Here is a 17,417-nt window from a genome sequence, read left to right as displayed (position 1 = left end):
TGGATGGAGCAGAGCGAAGTAGTGAAGCGTGTGGTGGGAATCCTCACGGAGGCGGGGGAGATCCGTCGGCTCCTCGAAGAGAACGTCGACCGTGACGACATGGAAACCGATTCGAGCGTGGTGACCGCGCTCCTGAACGAGACGATGCCCCGGATCACGATCCCCGAGGACGCCTCGATCGAAGAGGTCGCGGCCCTCGTCGGCCGGGAGGTCGGCGGCGCGGTGGAGCAACTGGTCGGCGCGTTCACCCTGGCCTTCGCGATGCTGGCCCAGGTGCACGACTCCGGGCAGACGGACGTGTCCTCCTCCGATGTGCTGCAGGATCTGGCGCTGCGAGCGGAACAGATCGGCTCCGGCGGACCGGAGGACACGGACCAGTAGACCGGACCGCCGCTTCGAAGGCCCCAGGCGACCGTCGGCGGCGCGGCAGCCCCCGATCCACCCCGGTCGGACGGGCCGCGGCGCCGCCTGCCCGGATCCGCTGCGCCGCGGCGGTCGCAGCCCGGCCACGGTGACGGACGGCGAGAGCCGCGCGGGCCGCTCCACCGGGGTGCCCCTCGACCGGCATGCGCCCCCGGCCGGGGCAGCTCGTCTTCCGGCGGGCTCGCCCGGCCACCTCCTGACAGGATTGCCCACGCGTGACCCTGTGGGGCGATCACACGACCTCGTACGTCGCTTCGTCCAGGAGGTGGTCCAGCAGAGCCGTCCCCCGGCCGCACACCGACAGTTTCGGCGACGAGTGCGGGGGAGTGGGCCGGCTCGTCGAGGTACTGGCTCCGCGCGGTATGCGTCCGCGCATACGCGAAGACCCCGGCCTCAGCGCTTCCGCTGATGACGGGGTCTTCAGGCACTTCGATCGAAGTGCCCCCGGCAGGATTCGAACCTGCGCACACGGCTCCGGAGGCCGATGCTCTATCCCCTGAGCTACGGGGGCGTATCGCTGTGTTGCTCGGCGACGGGAGAAACACTACCAGCTTCCGCAGGGTGTCCGTGAACAGGTATTTCAGCGCTGCCGGGGTGGCTGCGCGGGTCCCGGAGAAGGGTGAGGACGGAACGTCGTGCGCACATCCGGCCACCTTCCGCACCACTCGTCCGGGGTCGGAAATAGGCAAAACCCGGACGCAGCCCCTACGTCCCGCCTACTCTCGGAGTGTGTCAGGGGCGTGCGGCCGCGTGCTTGTTGTCGACGACAACAAGGTCATCCGGCAGTTGATCAGGGTCAACCTCGAGCTTGAGGGCTTCGAGGTCGTGACCGCGGCCGATGGTGTCGAGTGTCTGGATCTGGTGCATCAGGTCCGCCCCGATGTGATCACGCTCGATGTCGTCATGCCCCGGCTGGACGGCCCGCAGACCGTCATCAGACTGCGCGCCGATCCGCAGACCAGACATGTGCCCGTGGCGATCATCAGTGCCTCCACTCCTCATGAGGTGGACACCGGGGCCGCCGCAGGAGTCGATGCGTTCCTGGCGAAGCCCTTCGAGCCGAGCGAGCTGGTGCGGCTCGTGCGGCAGTTGACGGACCGGGAGGACCCGCCGTCGCTCGACGGCAGACACGGTGCCGGGCGGGCGGAGAGCGCCGCCGGGTGACCGTATGGCGGAAACCGGGTCGCGGAACAGCCCCCGTCCTCCCATACGCTTGTCCTGTGACCCCCGCCGATCTCTCCAGGACCGTGCTGCACGCCGTGCGCCGCGCGGTCGACGAGGACGCCTTGCGCGCGCCCGTGCCCGCGCGCGTGCGGGTGGAGCGGACACGGCCCGGCGGACGCGGGGACTACGCCTGCGCTGTCGCCCTCCAGCTGGCCGGGCCCGCGGCGCTGCCGGCCAGGGAAGTCGCCGAGATCCTCCGGGAGCGGGTGCGTCAGACGCCGGGGATCGGTGGCGTCGAGATCACCGGGCCGGGGTTCCTCAACTTCACCCTCGGTGGCCCGGACCCCGTCGATGCGCTGGTCCGGGCCGTCGGGACGGGCGGTACGGAGTACGGGCACGGGGATGCCCTCGCCGGCGTCACGGCCTTCTTCGTACCCGTCGACGAACTGCGCGCCCGCGTCGTCACCGGGACCGTCGAGCGGCTGCTCCGGTCCCAGGGGGCCGGGGTCGGGGACCGGGCGGCCGGTGGGGAGGCGCTGCACGTGGTGCCCGTGCCCGCCCCGGACCGCGATCTTTTCGAGCGGCTCGGGACCGACGCCGCGCGCTGGGCACTGCTGAGGGCCGCCCCGCACGACCGCGCCCGGTGCACGGGGAGTGACGAGCTTCTCGCGCAGCGGGAGAGCAACCCGCTGTTCCGGGTGCGGTACGCGTACGCCCGGACCCGTGCCCTGAGCCGGAACGCCGAGCAGCTCGGGTTCGGCGCCGCGTACGAGGAGAATGTGGACGCACCCGTACTCGGTGCGCTTCTCGCCGACCATCCCGGCGTGCTCGCCGCCGCCGCCCGCCACCGCGAGCCCGACCGGGTCGCCCGGCAGCTGGAAGCGGTCGCGCAGGCGTTCTTCGACTTCCACGACGGCGCGCCGCCGCTCCCCGTCGGTGACGAGAAACCCTCGGCCGCCCACCGTTCCCGGCTCGCCCTCGCCGAGGCCGCCGGGACGGTGCTGGCAGGCGGCCTGTCCCTGCTCGGCATCAGCGCACCCGAAGTCCTCTGAGACACCCGAGAGAACAGAGCAGCACGATGAGCCGATCCGCACACCCCGCCGGACCCCGCCACGCCGATGTCCTGGCGGAGGGGCACTACACGGCCCCGCCCGCCGACCTCAACGCCCTGGACGAGAAGGTCTGGGCCCGTACCGTCGCCCGGAACGCGGACGGCGAGGTCGCCGTCGGCGGGATCGAAGTGACGCGGCTGGCCGAGGAGTTCGGCACTCCCGCCTATTTCCTCGACGAGACCGACTTCCGGGCCCGCTGCCGGGCCTGGGCCGAGGCCTTCGGGCCGAACGCCGATGTGTTCTACGCCGGCAAGGCGTTCCTGTCGCGAGCCGTCGTGCGCTGGCTCCATGAGGAGGGCCTCAACCTCGATGTCTGCTCGGGGGGCGAGCTGACCTGCGCGCTGGACGCCGGGATGCCCGCCGAGTGCATCGCCTTCCACGGCAACAACAAGACTGCCGCGGAGATCGAGCGGGCGGTCACCGCAGGTGTCGGACGGATCGTGCTCGACTCCTTCCAGGAGATCGCCCGGGTCGCGCACATCGCGCAGCGGCTCGGCAAGCGGCAGCGGGTACAGATCCGGGTGACCGTCGGTGTCGAGGCGCACACCCACGAGTTCATCGCCACCGCGCACGAGGACCAGAAGTTCGGGATCGCACTGGCCGGGGGACAGGCCGCCGAGGCGGTGCGCCGGGCACTCGCCCTCGACGGTCTGGAACTCATCGGCATCCACTCGCACATCGGCTCGCAGATCTTCGACATGGCGGGCTTCGAGGTCTCCGCCCGGCGCGTGGTGCAGCTGCTCGCCGAGGTGCGCGACGAGCACGGCGTCGAGCTGCCCGAGATCGACCTGGGCGGCGGGCTGGGCATCGCCTACACCTCCGAGGACGACCCGCGCGAGCCGCACGAGATCGCCAAGGCGCTCGGCGGCATCGTCACCCGCGAGTGCGAGGCGGCCGGCCTCGCCACCCCCCGGATCTCCGTCGAGCCGGGACGCGCCATCGTCGGCCCCACCGCCTTCACGCTGTACGAGGTCGGCACCATCAAGCCCCTGGAGGGGCTGCGTACGTACATCAGCGTCGACGGCGGCATGTCGGACAACATCCGCACCGCGCTGTACGACGCCGAGTACTCCGTGGCGCTCGTCTCGCGCACCTCGGACGCCGAACCGATGCTCGTCCGCGTCGTCGGCAAGCACTGCGAGAGCGGCGACATCGTGGTCAAGGACGCCTTCCTGCCGTCCGACCTGGCGCCCGGCGACCTGATCGCCGTGCCCGCCACCGGCGCGTACTGCCGCTCGATGGCGAGCAACTACAACCATGCTCTTCGCCCGCCCGTCGTCGCGGTGCGCGACGGGGAGGCTCGGGTGATCGTCCGGCGCGAGACGGAGGAAGATCTCCTGCGTCTGGATGTCGGCTGACGCCGTTTTTCCCGGGGTTTACCCCAGGACCCCCATAGATGTCTCAGGATCCGGACGAGTGGCAGGAACGCCCGTCCGGTGAGTGAGACTGGACCACACATCAGATGTAAAGGAAACGAGGTCGGATGATGCGTACGCGTCCGCTGAAGGTGGCGCTGCTGGGCTGTGGAGTGGTCGGCTCAGAGGTGGCGCGCATCATGATGACGCACGCCGACGACCTCGCCGCGCGCATCGGCGCACCGGTCGAGCTCGCCGGTGTCGCCGTGCGCCGGCCTTCCAGGGTGCGGGAGGGCATTGACCCCGCACTGATCACCACCGATGCGACTGCTCTGGTCAAACGGGGTGACATCGACGTCGCCATCGAGGTCATCGGGGGCATCGAGCCCGCCCGTACCCTCATCACCACCGCCTTCGAGCACGGCGCGAGCGTGGTCTCCGCCAACAAGGCACTGCTGGCCGAGGACGGCGCCGCCCTGCACGCCGCCGCCGAGCAGCACGGCCGGGACCTGTACTACGAGGCCGCCGTGGCCGGCGCCATCCCGCTCGTACGGCCGCTGCGCGAATCCCTCGCGGGCGACAAGGTCAACCGGGTCCTCGGCATCGTGAACGGCACCACCAACTTCATCCTCGACCGGATGGACACCAGCGGAGCCGGATACTCCGAGGCGCTCGACGAGGCCACCGCTCTCGGCTACGCGGAGGCCGACCCGACCGCCGACGTCGAGGGCTTCGACGCCGCCGCCAAGGCCGCGATCCTGGCCGGCATCGCCTTCCATACCCGGGTCAGGATCGGTGACGTGCACCGCGAGGGCATCACCGAGGTCACCGCCGCCGACATCGCCTCCGCCCGCCGCATGGGCTGCACCGTCAAGCTCCTCGCCATCTGCGAGCGCGCCGCCGACGGGCAGTCCGTCACCGCGCGTGTGCACCCGGCGATGATCCCGCTGAGCCACCCGCTGGCCTCCGTCCGCGAGGCGTACAACGCGGTCTTCGTCGAGGCCGAGGCGGCCGGGCAGCTCATGTTCTACGGCCCCGGCGCCGGCGGCTCGCCGACCGCGTCCGCGGTCCTCGGCGACCTGGTCGCGGTCTGCCGCAACAAACTCAACGAGGCCACCGGCCCCGGCGAGTCCGCGTACACCCGCCTGCCGGTCAGTCCCATGGGCGAGGTCGTCACGCGGTACCACATCAGCCTCGACGTGGCCGACAAGCCTGGCGTACTCGCCCAGGTCGCGACGGTCTTCGCCGAACAGGGCGTGTCGATCGACACCGTCCGCCAGCAGGGCAGGAATCCGAGCAGCGGCGACGAAGTCGCCATCGAGCAGGGTGGCGGCGGACGACGGGAGGGCGGCGAGGCCTCTCTCGTCGTGGTCACCCACCGCGCGCCCGACGCCGCCCTCTCGGCGACCGTCGAAGCGCTGCGCAAGCTCGACACCGTGCGCGGTGTCGCCAGCATCATGCGTGTTGAAGGGGAGTAAGGACCCATGACCAGCAAGGGCACCCACCAGTGGCGCGGCATCATCGAGGAGTACCGGGACCGCCTTCCGGTCACGAGCACGACGCAGGTCGTCACGCTCCGTGAGGGTGGTACGCCGCTCGTCCCCGCTCAGGTCCTCTCCGAGCGCACGGGCTGCGAGGTGCACCTCAAGGTCGAGGGCGCCAATCCCACCGGGTCCTTCAAGGACCGCGGCATGACGATGGCCATCACCCGGGCCAAGGAGGAGGGTGCGCGGGCCGTCATCTGCGCCTCCACCGGCAACACCTCCGCCTCCGCCGCCGCGTACGCGGTACGGGCGGGCATGGTCTGCGCCGTCCTCGTGCCGCAGGGCAAGATCGCACTCGGCAAGATGGGCCAGGCGCTCGTGCACGGCGCCAAGATCCTCCAGGTCGACGGCAATTTCGACGACTGCCTGACGCTGGCCCGCTCCTTGTCGGACAACTACCCGGTGGCGTTGGTCAATTCGGTCAACCCGGTCCGTATCGAGGGCCAGAAGACCGCAGCGTTCGAGATCGTCGACGCGCTCGGCGACGCCCCGGACATCCATGTCCTCCCGGTCGGCAACGCGGGCAACATCACCGCGTACTGGAAGGGGTACAAGGAGTACGCGGGGGACGGTATGGCCACCCGCACCCCGCGCATGTGGGGCTTCCAGGCCTCCGGTTCCGCGCCGATCGTCCGCGGTGAGATCGTCAAGGACCCGTCGACCGTCGCCACCGCGATCCGGATCGGCAACCCGGCCTCCTGGCAGTACGCATTGGACGCCCGGGATGAATCGGGCGGCGTCATCGATGAGGTGACGGACCGTCAAATTCTGTCCGCCTACCGGCTGTTGGCCTCGCAGGAGGGCGTCTTCGTGGAGCCCGCTTCGGCTGCGTCCGTCGCCGGTCTGCTGAAGGCCGCCGAAGAGGGCAGGGTCGACCCCGGCCAGAAGATCGTCTGCACGGTCACCGGCAACGGGCTCAAGGACCCCGACTGGGCCGTCGCGGGTGCTCCGCAGCCGGTCACGGTCCCGGTCGACGCGGCCGCCGCCGCCGAGAAGCTGGGTCTCGCGTAACCACCGGGAACCCGACGGTATCCGCGCCGGCCAGTCTTCACCGACGACCCGGACCGGCCCCGGCCCGCCGCCGACAACGGTCGGCGGCGGGCCGGGGCCGGATCGGTCGTCGGCGGTGAACCCCGGCGCACCGCCGACGGGCAGTTCGGTCACCTGTCGGTAGGAACCCAGCTCAACCGTCTCTTTTCGGGGCGGAGAGCGCATAGGAGGCGGGCGACACGCATCGTGCGCCTCTTGTGCGCCCTATGTCGCGACAGAACCTTCCTTCGATAAGCTGTAACCAATCCACCCCACCGCATCCCTCGCGGTGCATGGGTCGTTGTGGCCGTCGGTTTCCCCGGAATTCCACTCCCCGCCGCCACGGCTTCCCGCCGTCATCGAGAAAACGCTTCACCACCCCCGCCGCCTCACAAGGAGAGTCGTCTAAGCGATGGCCGGTCCCGCCTTCCGAGCCGCCGCCGTCCGGGTGCGCGTCCCTGCGACCAGCGCCAACCTGGGCCCGGGTTTCGACGCCTTCGGCCTTTCGTTGGGCCTGTACGACGACGTCGTCGTCCGCGTAGCCGACTCCGGACTGCACATCGACATCGCGGGTGAGGGTGCTGACACGCTGCCCCGCGACGAGAGCCACCTCCTCGTACGCTCCCTGCGCACCGCCTTCGACCTGCTCGGCGGGCAGCCCCGCGGCCTGGAGATCGTGTGCGCCAACCGCATCCCGCACGGGCGCGGCCTCGGCTCGTCCTCCGCCGCCATCTGCGCCGGTATCGTCGCGGCCCGCGCCGTGACGACCGGCGGTGACGCCCGCCTCGACGACGCCGCGCTGCTGGAACTCGCCACCGAGATCGAGGGCCACCCCGACAACGTCGCGGCCTGTCTGCTCGGCGGCTTCACCCTCGCCTGGACGGACGGCGGATCGGCCCGCGCGATCAGGATGGACCCCGCCGACTCCATCGTTCCGGTGGTTTTCGTCCCTGGCAGACCGGTCCTGACCGAGACCGCCCGCGGACTGCTGCCGCGCGCGGTCCCGCATGTCGACGCGGCCTTCAACGCAGGCCGTGCCGCGCTCCTCGTCGAGGCCCTGACCAGGCGTCCCGAGCTGCTGCTCACCGCCACCGAGGACCGGCTGCACCAGGAGTACCGCTCCCCGGCGATGCCGCAGAGCGTGGAACTCGTGAACCGACTGCGCGCCGACGGCGTACCCGCAGTCATCTCCGGTGCCGGGCCGACCGTGCTCGCACTGGCCGAGGACGGTGCGGCCGACAAGGTCGCACGGCTGGCGGGCGAGGGATGGGCGGCCAATCGGCTCGCTCTCGACGCCCCGGGTGCGAGTGTGCTGCCGCTCGCCCCGTAGCCGAGACGTGATTGCCGGTGAGTGAGAGGGGGAATGTTTGTTGGAGCCGGTAGTGTTAACCTCAAGTCTGCAATCGACGTCTATGTGGCGCGTTGCTTCGTGTCCCTTTCCGGGACCACCATTTCTTCCGGGAGTCTCCCCAACTGCCTGAGCAGCCTGCCTGAGCAGTTTCGTGCACGCTCCGGAACCGGCACGACACCCCTCGCTTGTCCAGGAGTGGGCCGAGCAGGGGGATGCTCGCGCCGGACCCATGCACACCTTCATCTTTCCGCCGTACCCGGCGGACCACCGCCCCGGCACGGTCCGCAAGAAAAGACCGCAGTCGGACAGCACAACCGGTCGCCGAGCCAGAAGGCCGACGTCCGCTCCAGGGAAGGACCCTTCGTGAGCGACACCACCGATCTGATGGGCGTGACTGCCGACAAGAGTGTCGACAGCGCTGCGCCCGCCGAAGGTGCTGCCACTGGCACCACCGCACGGCGCCGCCGCTCCGGCACCGGCCTTGACGGCATGGTCCTGGCCGAGCTGCAGCAGGTCGCGTCCGGCCTCGGTATCAAGGGCACCGCGCGGATGCGCAAGGGCCAGCTGATCGAGGTCATCAAGGAGGCGCAGGCCGGTAGCACCGCCGCGCCCAAGGCCGCCGCGCCCGCCGCGGAAGCCGAGACCAAGCCGAAGCGCCGTGCCACCTCCAAGGCGCGCACCGGGGACGCGGCCGCGGCCGCCGCGCCCGCCGAGAAGGCGGCTGCCCAGCAGCAGATCGACATTCCCGGCCAGCCGGCCAGCGACGACCAGCCCACGGGCGAGCGTCGTCGGCGCCGTGCCACCGCGTCGGCGGGCAGCCCGGAGACCAAGGCGGAGAGCAAGCCGTCCGCCGAGGCCAAGGCGGAGGCGCAGGCCGAGCCGAAGAGCGAGGAGCGCGCCGACGCCAAGGCCGAAGCGGCCGCCGACACGGCCGAGGGCCGCCGGGGCGACCGTCAGGACCGCGGCCAGCGCGGTGACCGCCAGGAGCGCGGGGAGCGCGGGGAGCGCCGCGACCGTCAGCGCGACCGCCGTGGCAAGGGCGACGAGCAGGGCGGCGGCCAGGGCCAGCAGGGCGGCCAGCGCCAGCAGCGTCAGGGCCAGCAGGGTGGCGGCCCGCAGGACGACGGTTACGACGACGAGGCGGGCGGCCGGCGCGGTCGCCGCGGTCGATACCGCGACCGCCGTGGACGCCGTGGCCGGGAGGAGTTCGCCAACGAGGTCCCGGTGTCCGACGACGATGTCCTGATCCCCGTCGCGGGCATCCTGGACATCCTCGACAACTACGCGTTCATCCGGACCTCCGGCTACCTGCCGGGCCCGAACGACGTGTACGTCTCGCTCGCCCAGGTCCGCAAGAACGGCCTGCGCAAGGGTGACCACGTCACCGGTGCGGTGCGCCAGCCCAAGGACGGCGAGCGCCGCGAGAAGTTCAACGCACTGGTCCGCCTCGACTCGGTCAACGGCATGGCGCCCGAAACCGGCCGCGGCCGCCCGGAGTTCCAGAAGCTGACCCCGCTCTACCCGCAGGACCGGCTCCGTCTGGAGACCGACTCCAACGTGCTGACGACGCGGATCATCGACCTGGTCGCCCCGATCGGCAAGGGGCAGCGAGGCCTGATCGTGGCCCCGCCGAAGACCGGCAAGACGATGATCCTGCAGGCGATCGCCAACGCGATCACGGTCAACAGCCCCGAGTGCCACCTGATGGTCGTCCTGGTCGACGAGCGTCCGGAAGAGGTCACCGACATGCAGCGGTCGGTGAAGGGCGAGGTCATCTCCTCGACCTTCGACCGCCCCGCCGAGGACCACACCACCGTCGCCGAGCTGGCCATCGAGCGCGCGAAGCGTCTCGTCGAGCTGGGTCACGACGTGGTCGTCCTGCTGGACTCCATCACCCGCCTCGGCCGCGCGTACAACCTCGCGGCCCCCGCCTCCGGCCGCATCCTGTCCGGTGGTGTCGACTCGACCGCGCTGTACCCGCCGAAGCGCTTCTTCGGTGCCGCGCGCAACATCGAGGACGGCGGCTCGCTGACCATCCTGGCCACCGCGCTCGTCGAGACCGGCTCGCGCATGGACGAGGTGATCTTCGAGGAGTTCAAGGGCACCGGCAACATGGAGCTCAAGCTCGACCGGAAGCTCTCGGACAAGCGCATCTTCCCGGCGGTGGACGTCGACGCGTCCAGCACCCGTAAGGAAGAAATCCTGCTCGGCAGCGACGAGTTGGCGATTGTCTGGAAGCTGCGCCGGGTGCTGCACGCGCTCGACCAGCAGCAGGCGATCGAGCTCCTCCTGGACCGGATGAAGAAGACCCAGTCCAACGCGGAGTTCCTGCTCCAGATCCAGAAGACGACGCCCGCTCCGGGCAACGGCAACGACTGACCGCCGTACCGGATCAGCTGATTCCACAGGGCCGCCCCCGTCACTCCGGTGACGGGGGCGGCCCTGTGTCGTCAGGTGTGCGCGGGTGTGACGCAGCCGATCCGGCCCTTTCGGTAGATCCGAGACCTTCGCCACATGACGGGCGCCACGACCGCCGCCGCCCTCAGGGCTGTACCGGGCAAGAAACCGCAGGTGAGCGCAGGGTCACCCGCTGTTCGCCGAGGTCGCGCATCCCTTTTGTCCCCACGCCGTCCTCATCCGGACGTCACAGGTCGCTGTGCAACCCTTCTTCGTGCCGCGGCGTCGTACGAAGTACCGACAAGTCGCCAAAGCCGACGAAAGAGCCGATACACCAGTGCCCGAACGCCGCTGCTGGGGATAGCCGGGAACAGCTGACGACCGAAGGAGACGGATGACCGAGCAGAGCGGGAGCGGCGGCCGAATACGTCCCACCGGCAAACGCCGGAAGAAGCCGTCACGCCGACGCAGGGCGACGGTGATCGCGGCCTGGACGCTGGCCGGTGCCGTGGTCGTCGGCGGCGGAGGGCTCGGATACGCCTATCTGAAGCTCAATGGCAACCTCAAGGCCGTCGACATCAACGCGGCGCTCGGCAAGAACCGCCCCGACAACGTGGACAACGGCTCCGAGGACATCCTGGTGCTCGGCTCCGACTCCCGCTCCGGCGCCAACTCCGCCTACGGCGCAGACGAGGGAACGGCCCGCTCCGACACCGCGATGGTCGTCCACCTCAACAAGGGCCACAAGGCGGCCTCCGTCGTCTCCATCCCGCGCGACACCCTCATCACCCGCCCCGACTGCACCAGCGACACCACGGGCAAGACCGTCGCGGGCGAGCAGCGCGCCATGTTCAACACGGCGTACGAGGTCGGCGGCCCGGCCTGCGCGGTCAAGACCGTCGAGTCCATGTCCGGCATCCGCATGGACCACTACCTCGAAGTCGACTTCACCGGCTTCAAGAAGCTCATCGACGTACTGGGCGGCGTGGAGATCACCACCACCGAGGCGATCCACGACCCCAAGAGCCATCTGGATCTGGAGCCCGGCACCCACACCCTCGACGGCGAGCAGTCGCTGGGCCTTGTCCGCACCCGCAAGAGCGTCGGCGACGGCAGCGACCTCGGGCGCATCCAGCTCCAGCAGGCGTTCATCAAGGCGCTGATGGAACAGGCCAAGAGCGTCGGAGTGTTCTCGAACCCGAAGACGCTCTTCGACCTCGCCGACGCCGCGACCAAGGCCGTCACCGCCGATTCGGACCTGGGTTCGGTCGAGGAGCTCACCCGCTTCGCCAACGGCCTCAAGGGGCTCGCTTCGAAGAACGTCCACATGGTCACCCTGCCCGTGCAGTACGACCCTGCCGACCCGAACCGCGTCGTACCGCTGGAGAAGTCCGCCCAGCAGGTCTGGGCGGCGCTCGAGCAAGACCGGGCGATCCCGGCCTCCGCCACCGAGAAGTCGGCGGGCGACAAGGGCGTCGCGGGCCGCGTCGTACGGTGACGACCTCGCCCACGACTGGCAGTGGACGCCGCTGACAATCGCGGGCGAGGCCGTAAGCGGACGGGCCGGGAATAGGTGCGGCCCGCCCCCGGTTTTGGGAGATGCGGCCGGTCCTGGCAGACTGGTACGTCGGCCCCGGTTCACGGACGCGCAATCCGTGCGTACGACCCGGTGCCCTCCCGAACCTAGGAGAAACCCTTGAAGCGCGACATCCACCCCGAGTACGTCGAGACGCAGGTCAGCTGCACCTGTGGCGCCTCGTTCACGACCCGGAGCACCCTCGACACCGGCAGCATCCGCGCCGACGTCTGCTCCGAGTGCCACCCGTTCTACACGGGCAAGCAGAAGATCCTCGACACCGGTGGCCGCGTGGCCCGCTTCGAGGCCCGCTTCGGCAAGGCTGCCGGCTCCGCCAGCAAGTAGCGAGCCACTGCGCCGGTTCTCGGCGCCCTCTTCCCGGGGGCGCCGAGGCCGGCGTTTTTTTCCGGCCCGGGGCACGGGCCGTCCCCGTACCCTGCCCGGACGGCATCACGTCGTCCAGCAGGCACGTTTGAGTGAAGAAACCAGGAGCCCGAAGATGTTCGAGGCGGTCGAGGAACTGATCGGTGAACAGGCCGATCTCGAGAAGAAGCTCGCGGACCCCGCGGTCCACGCCGACCAGGCCATTGCGCGGGGGCTCAACAAGCGCTACGCCGAGCTGACCCCGATCGTCGCCGTGTACCGCTCCTGGAAGCAGACCGGGGACGACATCGAGACGGCCCGCGAGCTGGCCGCCGACGACCCCGACTTCGCCGCCGAGGTCAAGGACCTGGAGAAGCAGCGCGAAGAGCTCACCGAGAAGCTCCGCCTCCTCCTGGTCCCGCGCGACCCCAGCGACGACAAGGACGTGCTCCTGGAGATCAAGGCGGGCGCGGGCGGCGACGAGTCCGCCCTGTTCGCCGGCGATCTGCTGCGGATGTATCTGCGCTACGCCGAGCGGGTCGGCTGGAAGACCGAGATCATCGACTCCACCGAGTCCGAGCTCGGCGGCTACAAGGACGTCCAGGTCGCCGTGAAGACCAAGGGCGGCAACGGCGCCACCGAGCCCGGTCAGGGCGTCTGGGCCCGGCTGAAGTACGAGGGCGGGGTGCACCGGGTGCAGCGCGTGCCGTCCACCGAGTCCCAGGGCCGCATCCACACCTCCGCCGCCGGCGTGCTCGTCACACCCGAGGCCGAGGAGGTCGACGTCGAGATCCACGCCAACGATCTCCGCATCGACGTCTACCGCTCCTCGGGCCCCGGCGGCCAGTCGGTCAACACCACCGACTCGGCGGTCCGCATCACCCACCTGCCGACCGGTGTCGTCGCCTCCTGCCAGAACGAGAAGAGCCAGCTCCAGAACAAGGAGCAGGCCATGCGTATCCTCCGTTCGCGACTGCTCGCCGCCGCCCAGGAGGCCGCCGAGCAGGAAGCCTCGGACGTACGACGCAGTCAGGTGCGCACGGTCGACCGTTCCGAGAAGATCCGTACGTACAACTTCCCGGAAAACCGGATCTCGGACCACCGTGTCGGCTTCAAGGCGTACAACTTGGACCAGGTGCTCGACGGCGATCTGGATGCCGTGATCCAGGCCTGCGTCGACGCCGACTCGGCAGCCAAGCTCGCCGCCGCGTAAACAAAGCCCGCCCCACCCCGTAACCCCGTACGGAGAACCGCGATGAACCTGCTGCTCGCCGAGGTGGCCCAGGCCACTCAGCGGCTGGCCGACGCCGGTGTGCCCTCGCCGCGATTCGACGCGGAGGAACTCGCCGCGTTCGTGCACGGCGTCAAGCGGGGCGAGCTGCACCATGTGCCGGACGCGGACTTCGACGCCCGGTACTGGGAGGCCGTCGCCCGCCGCGAGGCCCGCGAACCGCTCCAGCACATCACCGGACGCGCCTTCTTCCGCTACCTGGAGCTCCAGGTCGGCCCCGGTGTCTTCGTTCCCCGCCCGGAGACCGAATCGGTCGTCGGCTGGGCGATAGACGCCGTACGCGCGATGGACGTCGTCGAACCGGTCGTCGTCGACCTGTGCAGCGGATCGGGCGCCATCGCCCTGGCCATGGCCCAGGAGGTGCCGCGCTCCCGGGTGCACGCCGTGGAGCTCTCCGACGACGCCCTCAAGTGGACCAGGAAGAACGCCGAGGGGTCCAGGGTCACCGTCCACCGCGGAGACGCGCTCACGGCCCTCCCCGAGCTCGACGGCCAGGTCGACCTGGTCATCTCCAACCCGCCGTACATCCCGCTCACCGAGTGGGAGTACGTGGCACCCGAGGCCCGCGACCACGACCCGGAGATGGCCCTGTTCTCCGGCGAGGACGGTCTCGACACCATCCGCGGCATCGAACGCACCGCACACCGCCTGCTGCGCCCCGGCGGCCTCGTCGTCATCGAGCACGCCGACACCCAGGGCGGCCAGGTGCCGTGGATCTTCACCGAGGAACGCGGCTGGGCCGACGCGGCCGACCACCCCGACCTGAACAACCGGCCGCGGTTCGCCACGGCCCGCAAGGCCATGCCGTGACCGCCGGCCACCACCCGCACGACCCGTACCCGTCATACCCGTACACGCTTGAGGAGGCCGGCTGATGGCACGGCGATACGACTGCAACGACGCGACCGACCGTACGACGGGTCTGCGTGAGGCCGCGTCGGCCGTCCGCCGCGGCGAACTGGTCGTGCTGCCCACCGACACCGTGTACGGGATCGGCGCGGACGCCTTCAGCTCCGAGGGCGTCGCCGACCTGCTGGACGCCAAGGGCCGCGGCCGCAACATGCCGACACCCGTCCTGATCGGCTCCCCGAACACCCTGCACGGACTGGTCACCGACTTCTCCGAGCAGGCCTGGGAGCTCGTCGACGCCTTCTGGCCCGGTGCCCTCACGCTCGTCGCCAAGCACCAGCCGTCGCTCCAGTGGGACCTCGGCGACACCCGCGGCACCGTCGCCATCCGGATGCCGCTGCACCCGGTCGCCATCGAGCTGCTCACCGAGGTCGGCCCGATGGCCGTCTCCAGCGCCAACCTCACCGGCCACCCGGCCCCCGAGGACTGCGACGCCGCCCAGGAGATGCTCGGCGACTCGGTCTCCGTCTACCTCGACGGCGGCCCGACACCCGGCATCGTGCCGTCGTCGATCGTCGACGTGACCAGCAAGGTCCCCGTACTGCTGCGCGCGGGCGCGCTCTCCGTCGAGGAACTCCGCAAGGTGGTACCCGACCTCGAGGTGGCCAATTGACCGCCCCTGAGGGGCGTGGCATAGCGGGGCGGGCCGACACTTTCCGCATCCTCCACGTCAGCACCGGCAACGTCTGCCGCTCACCGATCACCGAGCGGCTGACCCGGCACGCCCTGGTGGACCGCCTCGGCGATCCGTGCCAGGGCGGTCTGATCGTGGAGAGCGCGGGCACCTGGGGCCACGAAGGCGCCCCCATGGAGGCCAACGCCGAGACCGTCCTCGCCGACTTCGGCGCCGACACCACCGGCTTCGTCGGCCGGGAACTGCTCGACGAGCACGTGATCCGCGCCGACCTGGTGCTCACCGCCACGCGCGACCACCGGGCCCAGGTCATCTCGATGGGTCACTCGGCCGGCCTGCGGACCTTCACCCTCAAGGAATTCACCCGGCTGGTCCGGGCCATAGACCCCGCCACGCTGCCCGACGCGCGCGACGAGGGCGTCGTCGAACGCGCCCGCGCCCTGGTCCGCGCCGCGGCCGCGCTGCGCGGCTGGCTGCTGGCCCCCACCGCCGAGGCCGACGAGGTCTACGACCCGTACGGTGCTCCGATCACGTTCTTCCGGTCCATCGGCGACGAGATCAACCAGGCCCTCGACCCGGTCGTCACGGCCCTGACGGGCATCGCGGCCGGTCACTGAGGAGGCGGCGCTGCCGCCCGCCCCGACGGCCGGAGGCCGGCGCAGCGGGCCGAAGCCCGGGAGGCCCCCCCGGGGCCGAGCGGTGCGAGGGGTGCGTCGGGAAGGGTGTTCGACCCGGTCGTCACCGCGCTGACCGGCGTGCCGGCCACGCACTGAAGAACGGGCGCGTCCGTGCCACTCTGACAGCCGTACGAGGGGCCCGGGTACGGGGAGGCCAACGGGTGTACGGCGTCGCCGCACAGCGGGCAGGAGGCCCTTCCCGGGCCTACATTTGGAGTGGACGCCAGCGCACCCCCTCCCCAGGCCCGGAGCCGTCAGATGCCGGTCACCACTCCTGCCGCACCCCCCTCCGACACCGGGACCACCCTGCCGCAGGACTTCGGCGCCCTGCTCCGGGAGGACCCGGAGATCGCCGCCGTACTGCTGGGTGAGCTGCACCGGCAGTCGACCACCCTTCAGCTGATCGCCGCCGAGAACTTCACCTCGCCGGCGGTTCTCGCCGCCCTCGGCTCGCCGCTCGCCAACAAGTACGCCGAGGGCTACCCCGACGCCCGCTACCACGGCGGCTGCGAGCAGGCCGACGCCGCCGAACGCATCGCCTGCCGACGGGCCACCTCACTGTTCGGCGCCGAACACGCCAACGTCCAGGCACACTCCGGCTCCTCCGCCGTCCTCGCCGCGTACGCGGCCCTGCTCCGCCCCGGCGACACCGTCCTGGCGATGGGGCTCCCGTACGGCGGACATCTCACCCACGGCTCGCCCGCCAACTTCTCCGGCCGCTGGTTCGAGTTCATCGGATACGGGGTCGACTCCGAGAGCGGCCTGATCGACTACGAGCAGGTGCGCACCCTGGCCCGGGCGCATCGTCCCAAGGCGATCGTCAGCGGCTCGATCTCGTACCCCCGCCATCCCGACTACGGACTCTTCCGGGACATCGCCGACGAGGTGGGCGCGTACCTCATCGCCGACGCCGCCCACCCGATGGGACTGATCGCCGGGGGAGCGGCACCGAGTCCGGTGCCGTACGCCGATGTGGTCTGCGCGACCACGCACAAGGTGCTGCGCGGACCGCGCGGCGGGATGATCCTGTGCGGTGCGGAGCTGGCCGAACGGATCGACCGGGCGGTCTTCCCCTTCACCCAGGGCGGCGCGCAGATGCACACCGTCGCCGCGAAGGCCGTCGCGTTCGGGGAGGCGGCGACACCGGCGTTCACGGAGTACGCCCACCGGGTGGTGGCCCACGCCCGGGTGCTGGCCGCCGGACTGGAGGCCGAGGGCTTCGAGGTCACCACGGGCGGCACGGACACCCACCTGATCGTCGCGGACCCGGATCCGCTCGGCACCGACGGGCCCACCGCCCGTGCCCGGCTGGCGGCGGCGGGCCTGGTGCTGGACACCTGCGCGCTTCCGTACGGGGACGCCCGGGGCATCCGGCTCGGCACCGCGGCGGTCACCACCCAGGGCATGGACGACGCCGACATGGCGCGGCTGGCGGAGCTCTTCGGGGCGGCGGTGCGCGAGGAGGGCGACATCCGGGCGGAGGTCCGCGAACTGGCCCGGAAATATCCGCCCTATCCGGGGTAGACGTGGTCGGTGCAACCGTCCGCCCGGTCTCCGTGTCCTCAACCATGAGCCCGACGTAGTTAAGGTGT

15 protein-coding genes and 1 tRNA gene are annotated in these 17,417 nt (G+C 70.7%); 15 read left to right on the top strand and 1 reads right to left on the bottom strand.

The window, feature by feature from the left end; all coding sequences use genetic code 11:
- Positions 1 to 3 precede the first annotated feature (3 nt).
- Positions 4 to 381, top strand: coding sequence for a hypothetical protein (locus ACF08M_RS18045; RefSeq protein WP_392186224.1), 378 nt, complete (start codon positions 4 to 6; stop codon positions 379 to 381).
- A 481-nt stretch (positions 382 to 862) separates the two neighbouring features.
- Here ACF08M_RS18045 and ACF08M_RS18040 read toward each other — a convergent pair.
- Positions 863 to 934: transfer RNA gene (locus ACF08M_RS18040), tRNA-Arg, on the bottom strand.
- Positions 935 to 1,104: 170 nt separating this feature from the next.
- Here ACF08M_RS18040 and ACF08M_RS18035 point away from each other — a divergent pair.
- The 14 genes from ACF08M_RS18035 to glyA all read left to right on the top strand — a co-directional run bounded on the left by ACF08M_RS18035 (position 1,105) and on the right by glyA (position 17,349).
- A complete protein-coding gene (locus tag ACF08M_RS18035) occupies positions 1,105 to 1,587 on the top strand; it encodes a response regulator (protein ID WP_392186337.1) in 483 nt (160 codons plus the stop codon).
- A 56-nt stretch (positions 1,588 to 1,643) separates the two neighbouring features.
- Positions 1,644 to 2,639 (top strand): ArgS-related anticodon-binding protein NrtL, encoded by a 996-nt coding sequence (gene nrtL / locus ACF08M_RS18030; RefSeq protein WP_392186223.1) that lies wholly within the window; start codon positions 1,644 to 1,646, stop codon positions 2,637 to 2,639.
- A 26-nt stretch (positions 2,640 to 2,665) separates the two neighbouring features.
- Positions 2,666 to 4,057 carry a diaminopimelate decarboxylase gene (gene lysA / locus ACF08M_RS18025; RefSeq protein ID WP_392186222.1) on the top strand — a complete coding sequence of 464 codons (1,392 nt, stop codon included), beginning with the start codon at positions 2,666 to 2,668 and terminating at the stop codon, positions 4,055 to 4,057.
- A gap of 125 nt (positions 4,058 to 4,182) precedes the next feature.
- Positions 4,183 to 5,532 (top strand): homoserine dehydrogenase, encoded by a 1,350-nt coding sequence (locus tag ACF08M_RS18020; protein ID WP_392186221.1) that lies wholly within the window; start codon positions 4,183 to 4,185, stop codon positions 5,530 to 5,532.
- Positions 5,533 to 5,538: 6 nt separating this feature from the next.
- Positions 5,539 to 6,609 carry a threonine synthase gene (gene thrC, locus ACF08M_RS18015; RefSeq protein ID WP_392186220.1) on the top strand — a complete coding sequence of 357 codons (1,071 nt, stop codon included), beginning with the start codon at positions 5,539 to 5,541 and terminating at the stop codon, positions 6,607 to 6,609.
- Between the two features lie 430 nt (positions 6,610 to 7,039).
- Positions 7,040 to 7,957, top strand: a complete 918-nt coding sequence (gene thrB, locus ACF08M_RS18010) for a homoserine kinase (protein WP_392186219.1) — start codon at positions 7,040 to 7,042, stop codon at positions 7,955 to 7,957.
- A 384-nt stretch (positions 7,958 to 8,341) separates the two neighbouring features.
- Positions 8,342 to 10,357 (top strand): transcription termination factor Rho, encoded by a 2,016-nt coding sequence (gene rho, locus ACF08M_RS18005; RefSeq protein WP_392186218.1) that lies wholly within the window; start codon positions 8,342 to 8,344, stop codon positions 10,355 to 10,357.
- A gap of 412 nt (positions 10,358 to 10,769) precedes the next feature.
- On the top strand, positions 10,770 to 11,873 hold the full coding sequence (locus ACF08M_RS18000; protein ID WP_392186217.1) for an LCP family protein: 1,104 nt from the start codon (positions 10,770 to 10,772) through the stop codon (positions 11,871 to 11,873).
- Positions 11,874 to 12,071: 198 nt separating this feature from the next.
- A complete protein-coding gene (gene rpmE, locus ACF08M_RS17995) occupies positions 12,072 to 12,296 on the top strand; it encodes a 50S ribosomal protein L31 (protein WP_392186216.1) in 225 nt (74 codons plus the stop codon).
- Between the two features lie 154 nt (positions 12,297 to 12,450).
- Positions 12,451 to 13,527 (top strand): peptide chain release factor 1, encoded by a 1,077-nt coding sequence (gene prfA, locus ACF08M_RS17990; RefSeq protein ID WP_392186215.1) that lies wholly within the window; start codon positions 12,451 to 12,453, stop codon positions 13,525 to 13,527.
- A gap of 42 nt (positions 13,528 to 13,569) precedes the next feature.
- On the top strand, positions 13,570 to 14,415 hold the full coding sequence (gene prmC, locus ACF08M_RS17985; protein ID WP_392186214.1) for a peptide chain release factor N(5)-glutamine methyltransferase: 846 nt from the start codon (positions 13,570 to 13,572) through the stop codon (positions 14,413 to 14,415).
- Positions 14,416 to 14,479: 64 nt separating this feature from the next.
- The gene (locus ACF08M_RS17980; RefSeq protein ID WP_392186213.1) at positions 14,480 to 15,127 is read left to right on the top strand and encodes an L-threonylcarbamoyladenylate synthase; all 648 of its coding nucleotides are present in this window, start codon (positions 14,480 to 14,482) and stop codon (positions 15,125 to 15,127) included.
- Positions 15,124 to 15,765, top strand: coding sequence for a protein-tyrosine-phosphatase (locus tag ACF08M_RS17975; RefSeq protein WP_392186212.1), 642 nt, complete (start codon positions 15,124 to 15,126; stop codon positions 15,763 to 15,765). Before ACF08M_RS17980 ends, ACF08M_RS17975 begins: the two co-directional genes overlap by 4 nt.
- Before the next feature lie 318 nt (positions 15,766 to 16,083).
- Positions 16,084 to 17,349, top strand: a complete 1,266-nt coding sequence (gene glyA, locus ACF08M_RS17970) for a serine hydroxymethyltransferase (RefSeq protein ID WP_392186211.1) — start codon at positions 16,084 to 16,086, stop codon at positions 17,347 to 17,349.
- The last annotated feature ends 68 nt before the right edge of the window (positions 17,350 to 17,417 follow it).

The sequence above is a fragment of the Streptomyces sp. NPDC015032 genome, from assembly GCF_043080425.1.
Taxonomy (GTDB): Bacteria; Actinomycetota; Actinomycetes; order Streptomycetales; family Streptomycetaceae; genus Streptomyces.
This window is presented reverse-complemented; position numbering and strand designations above follow the sequence as displayed.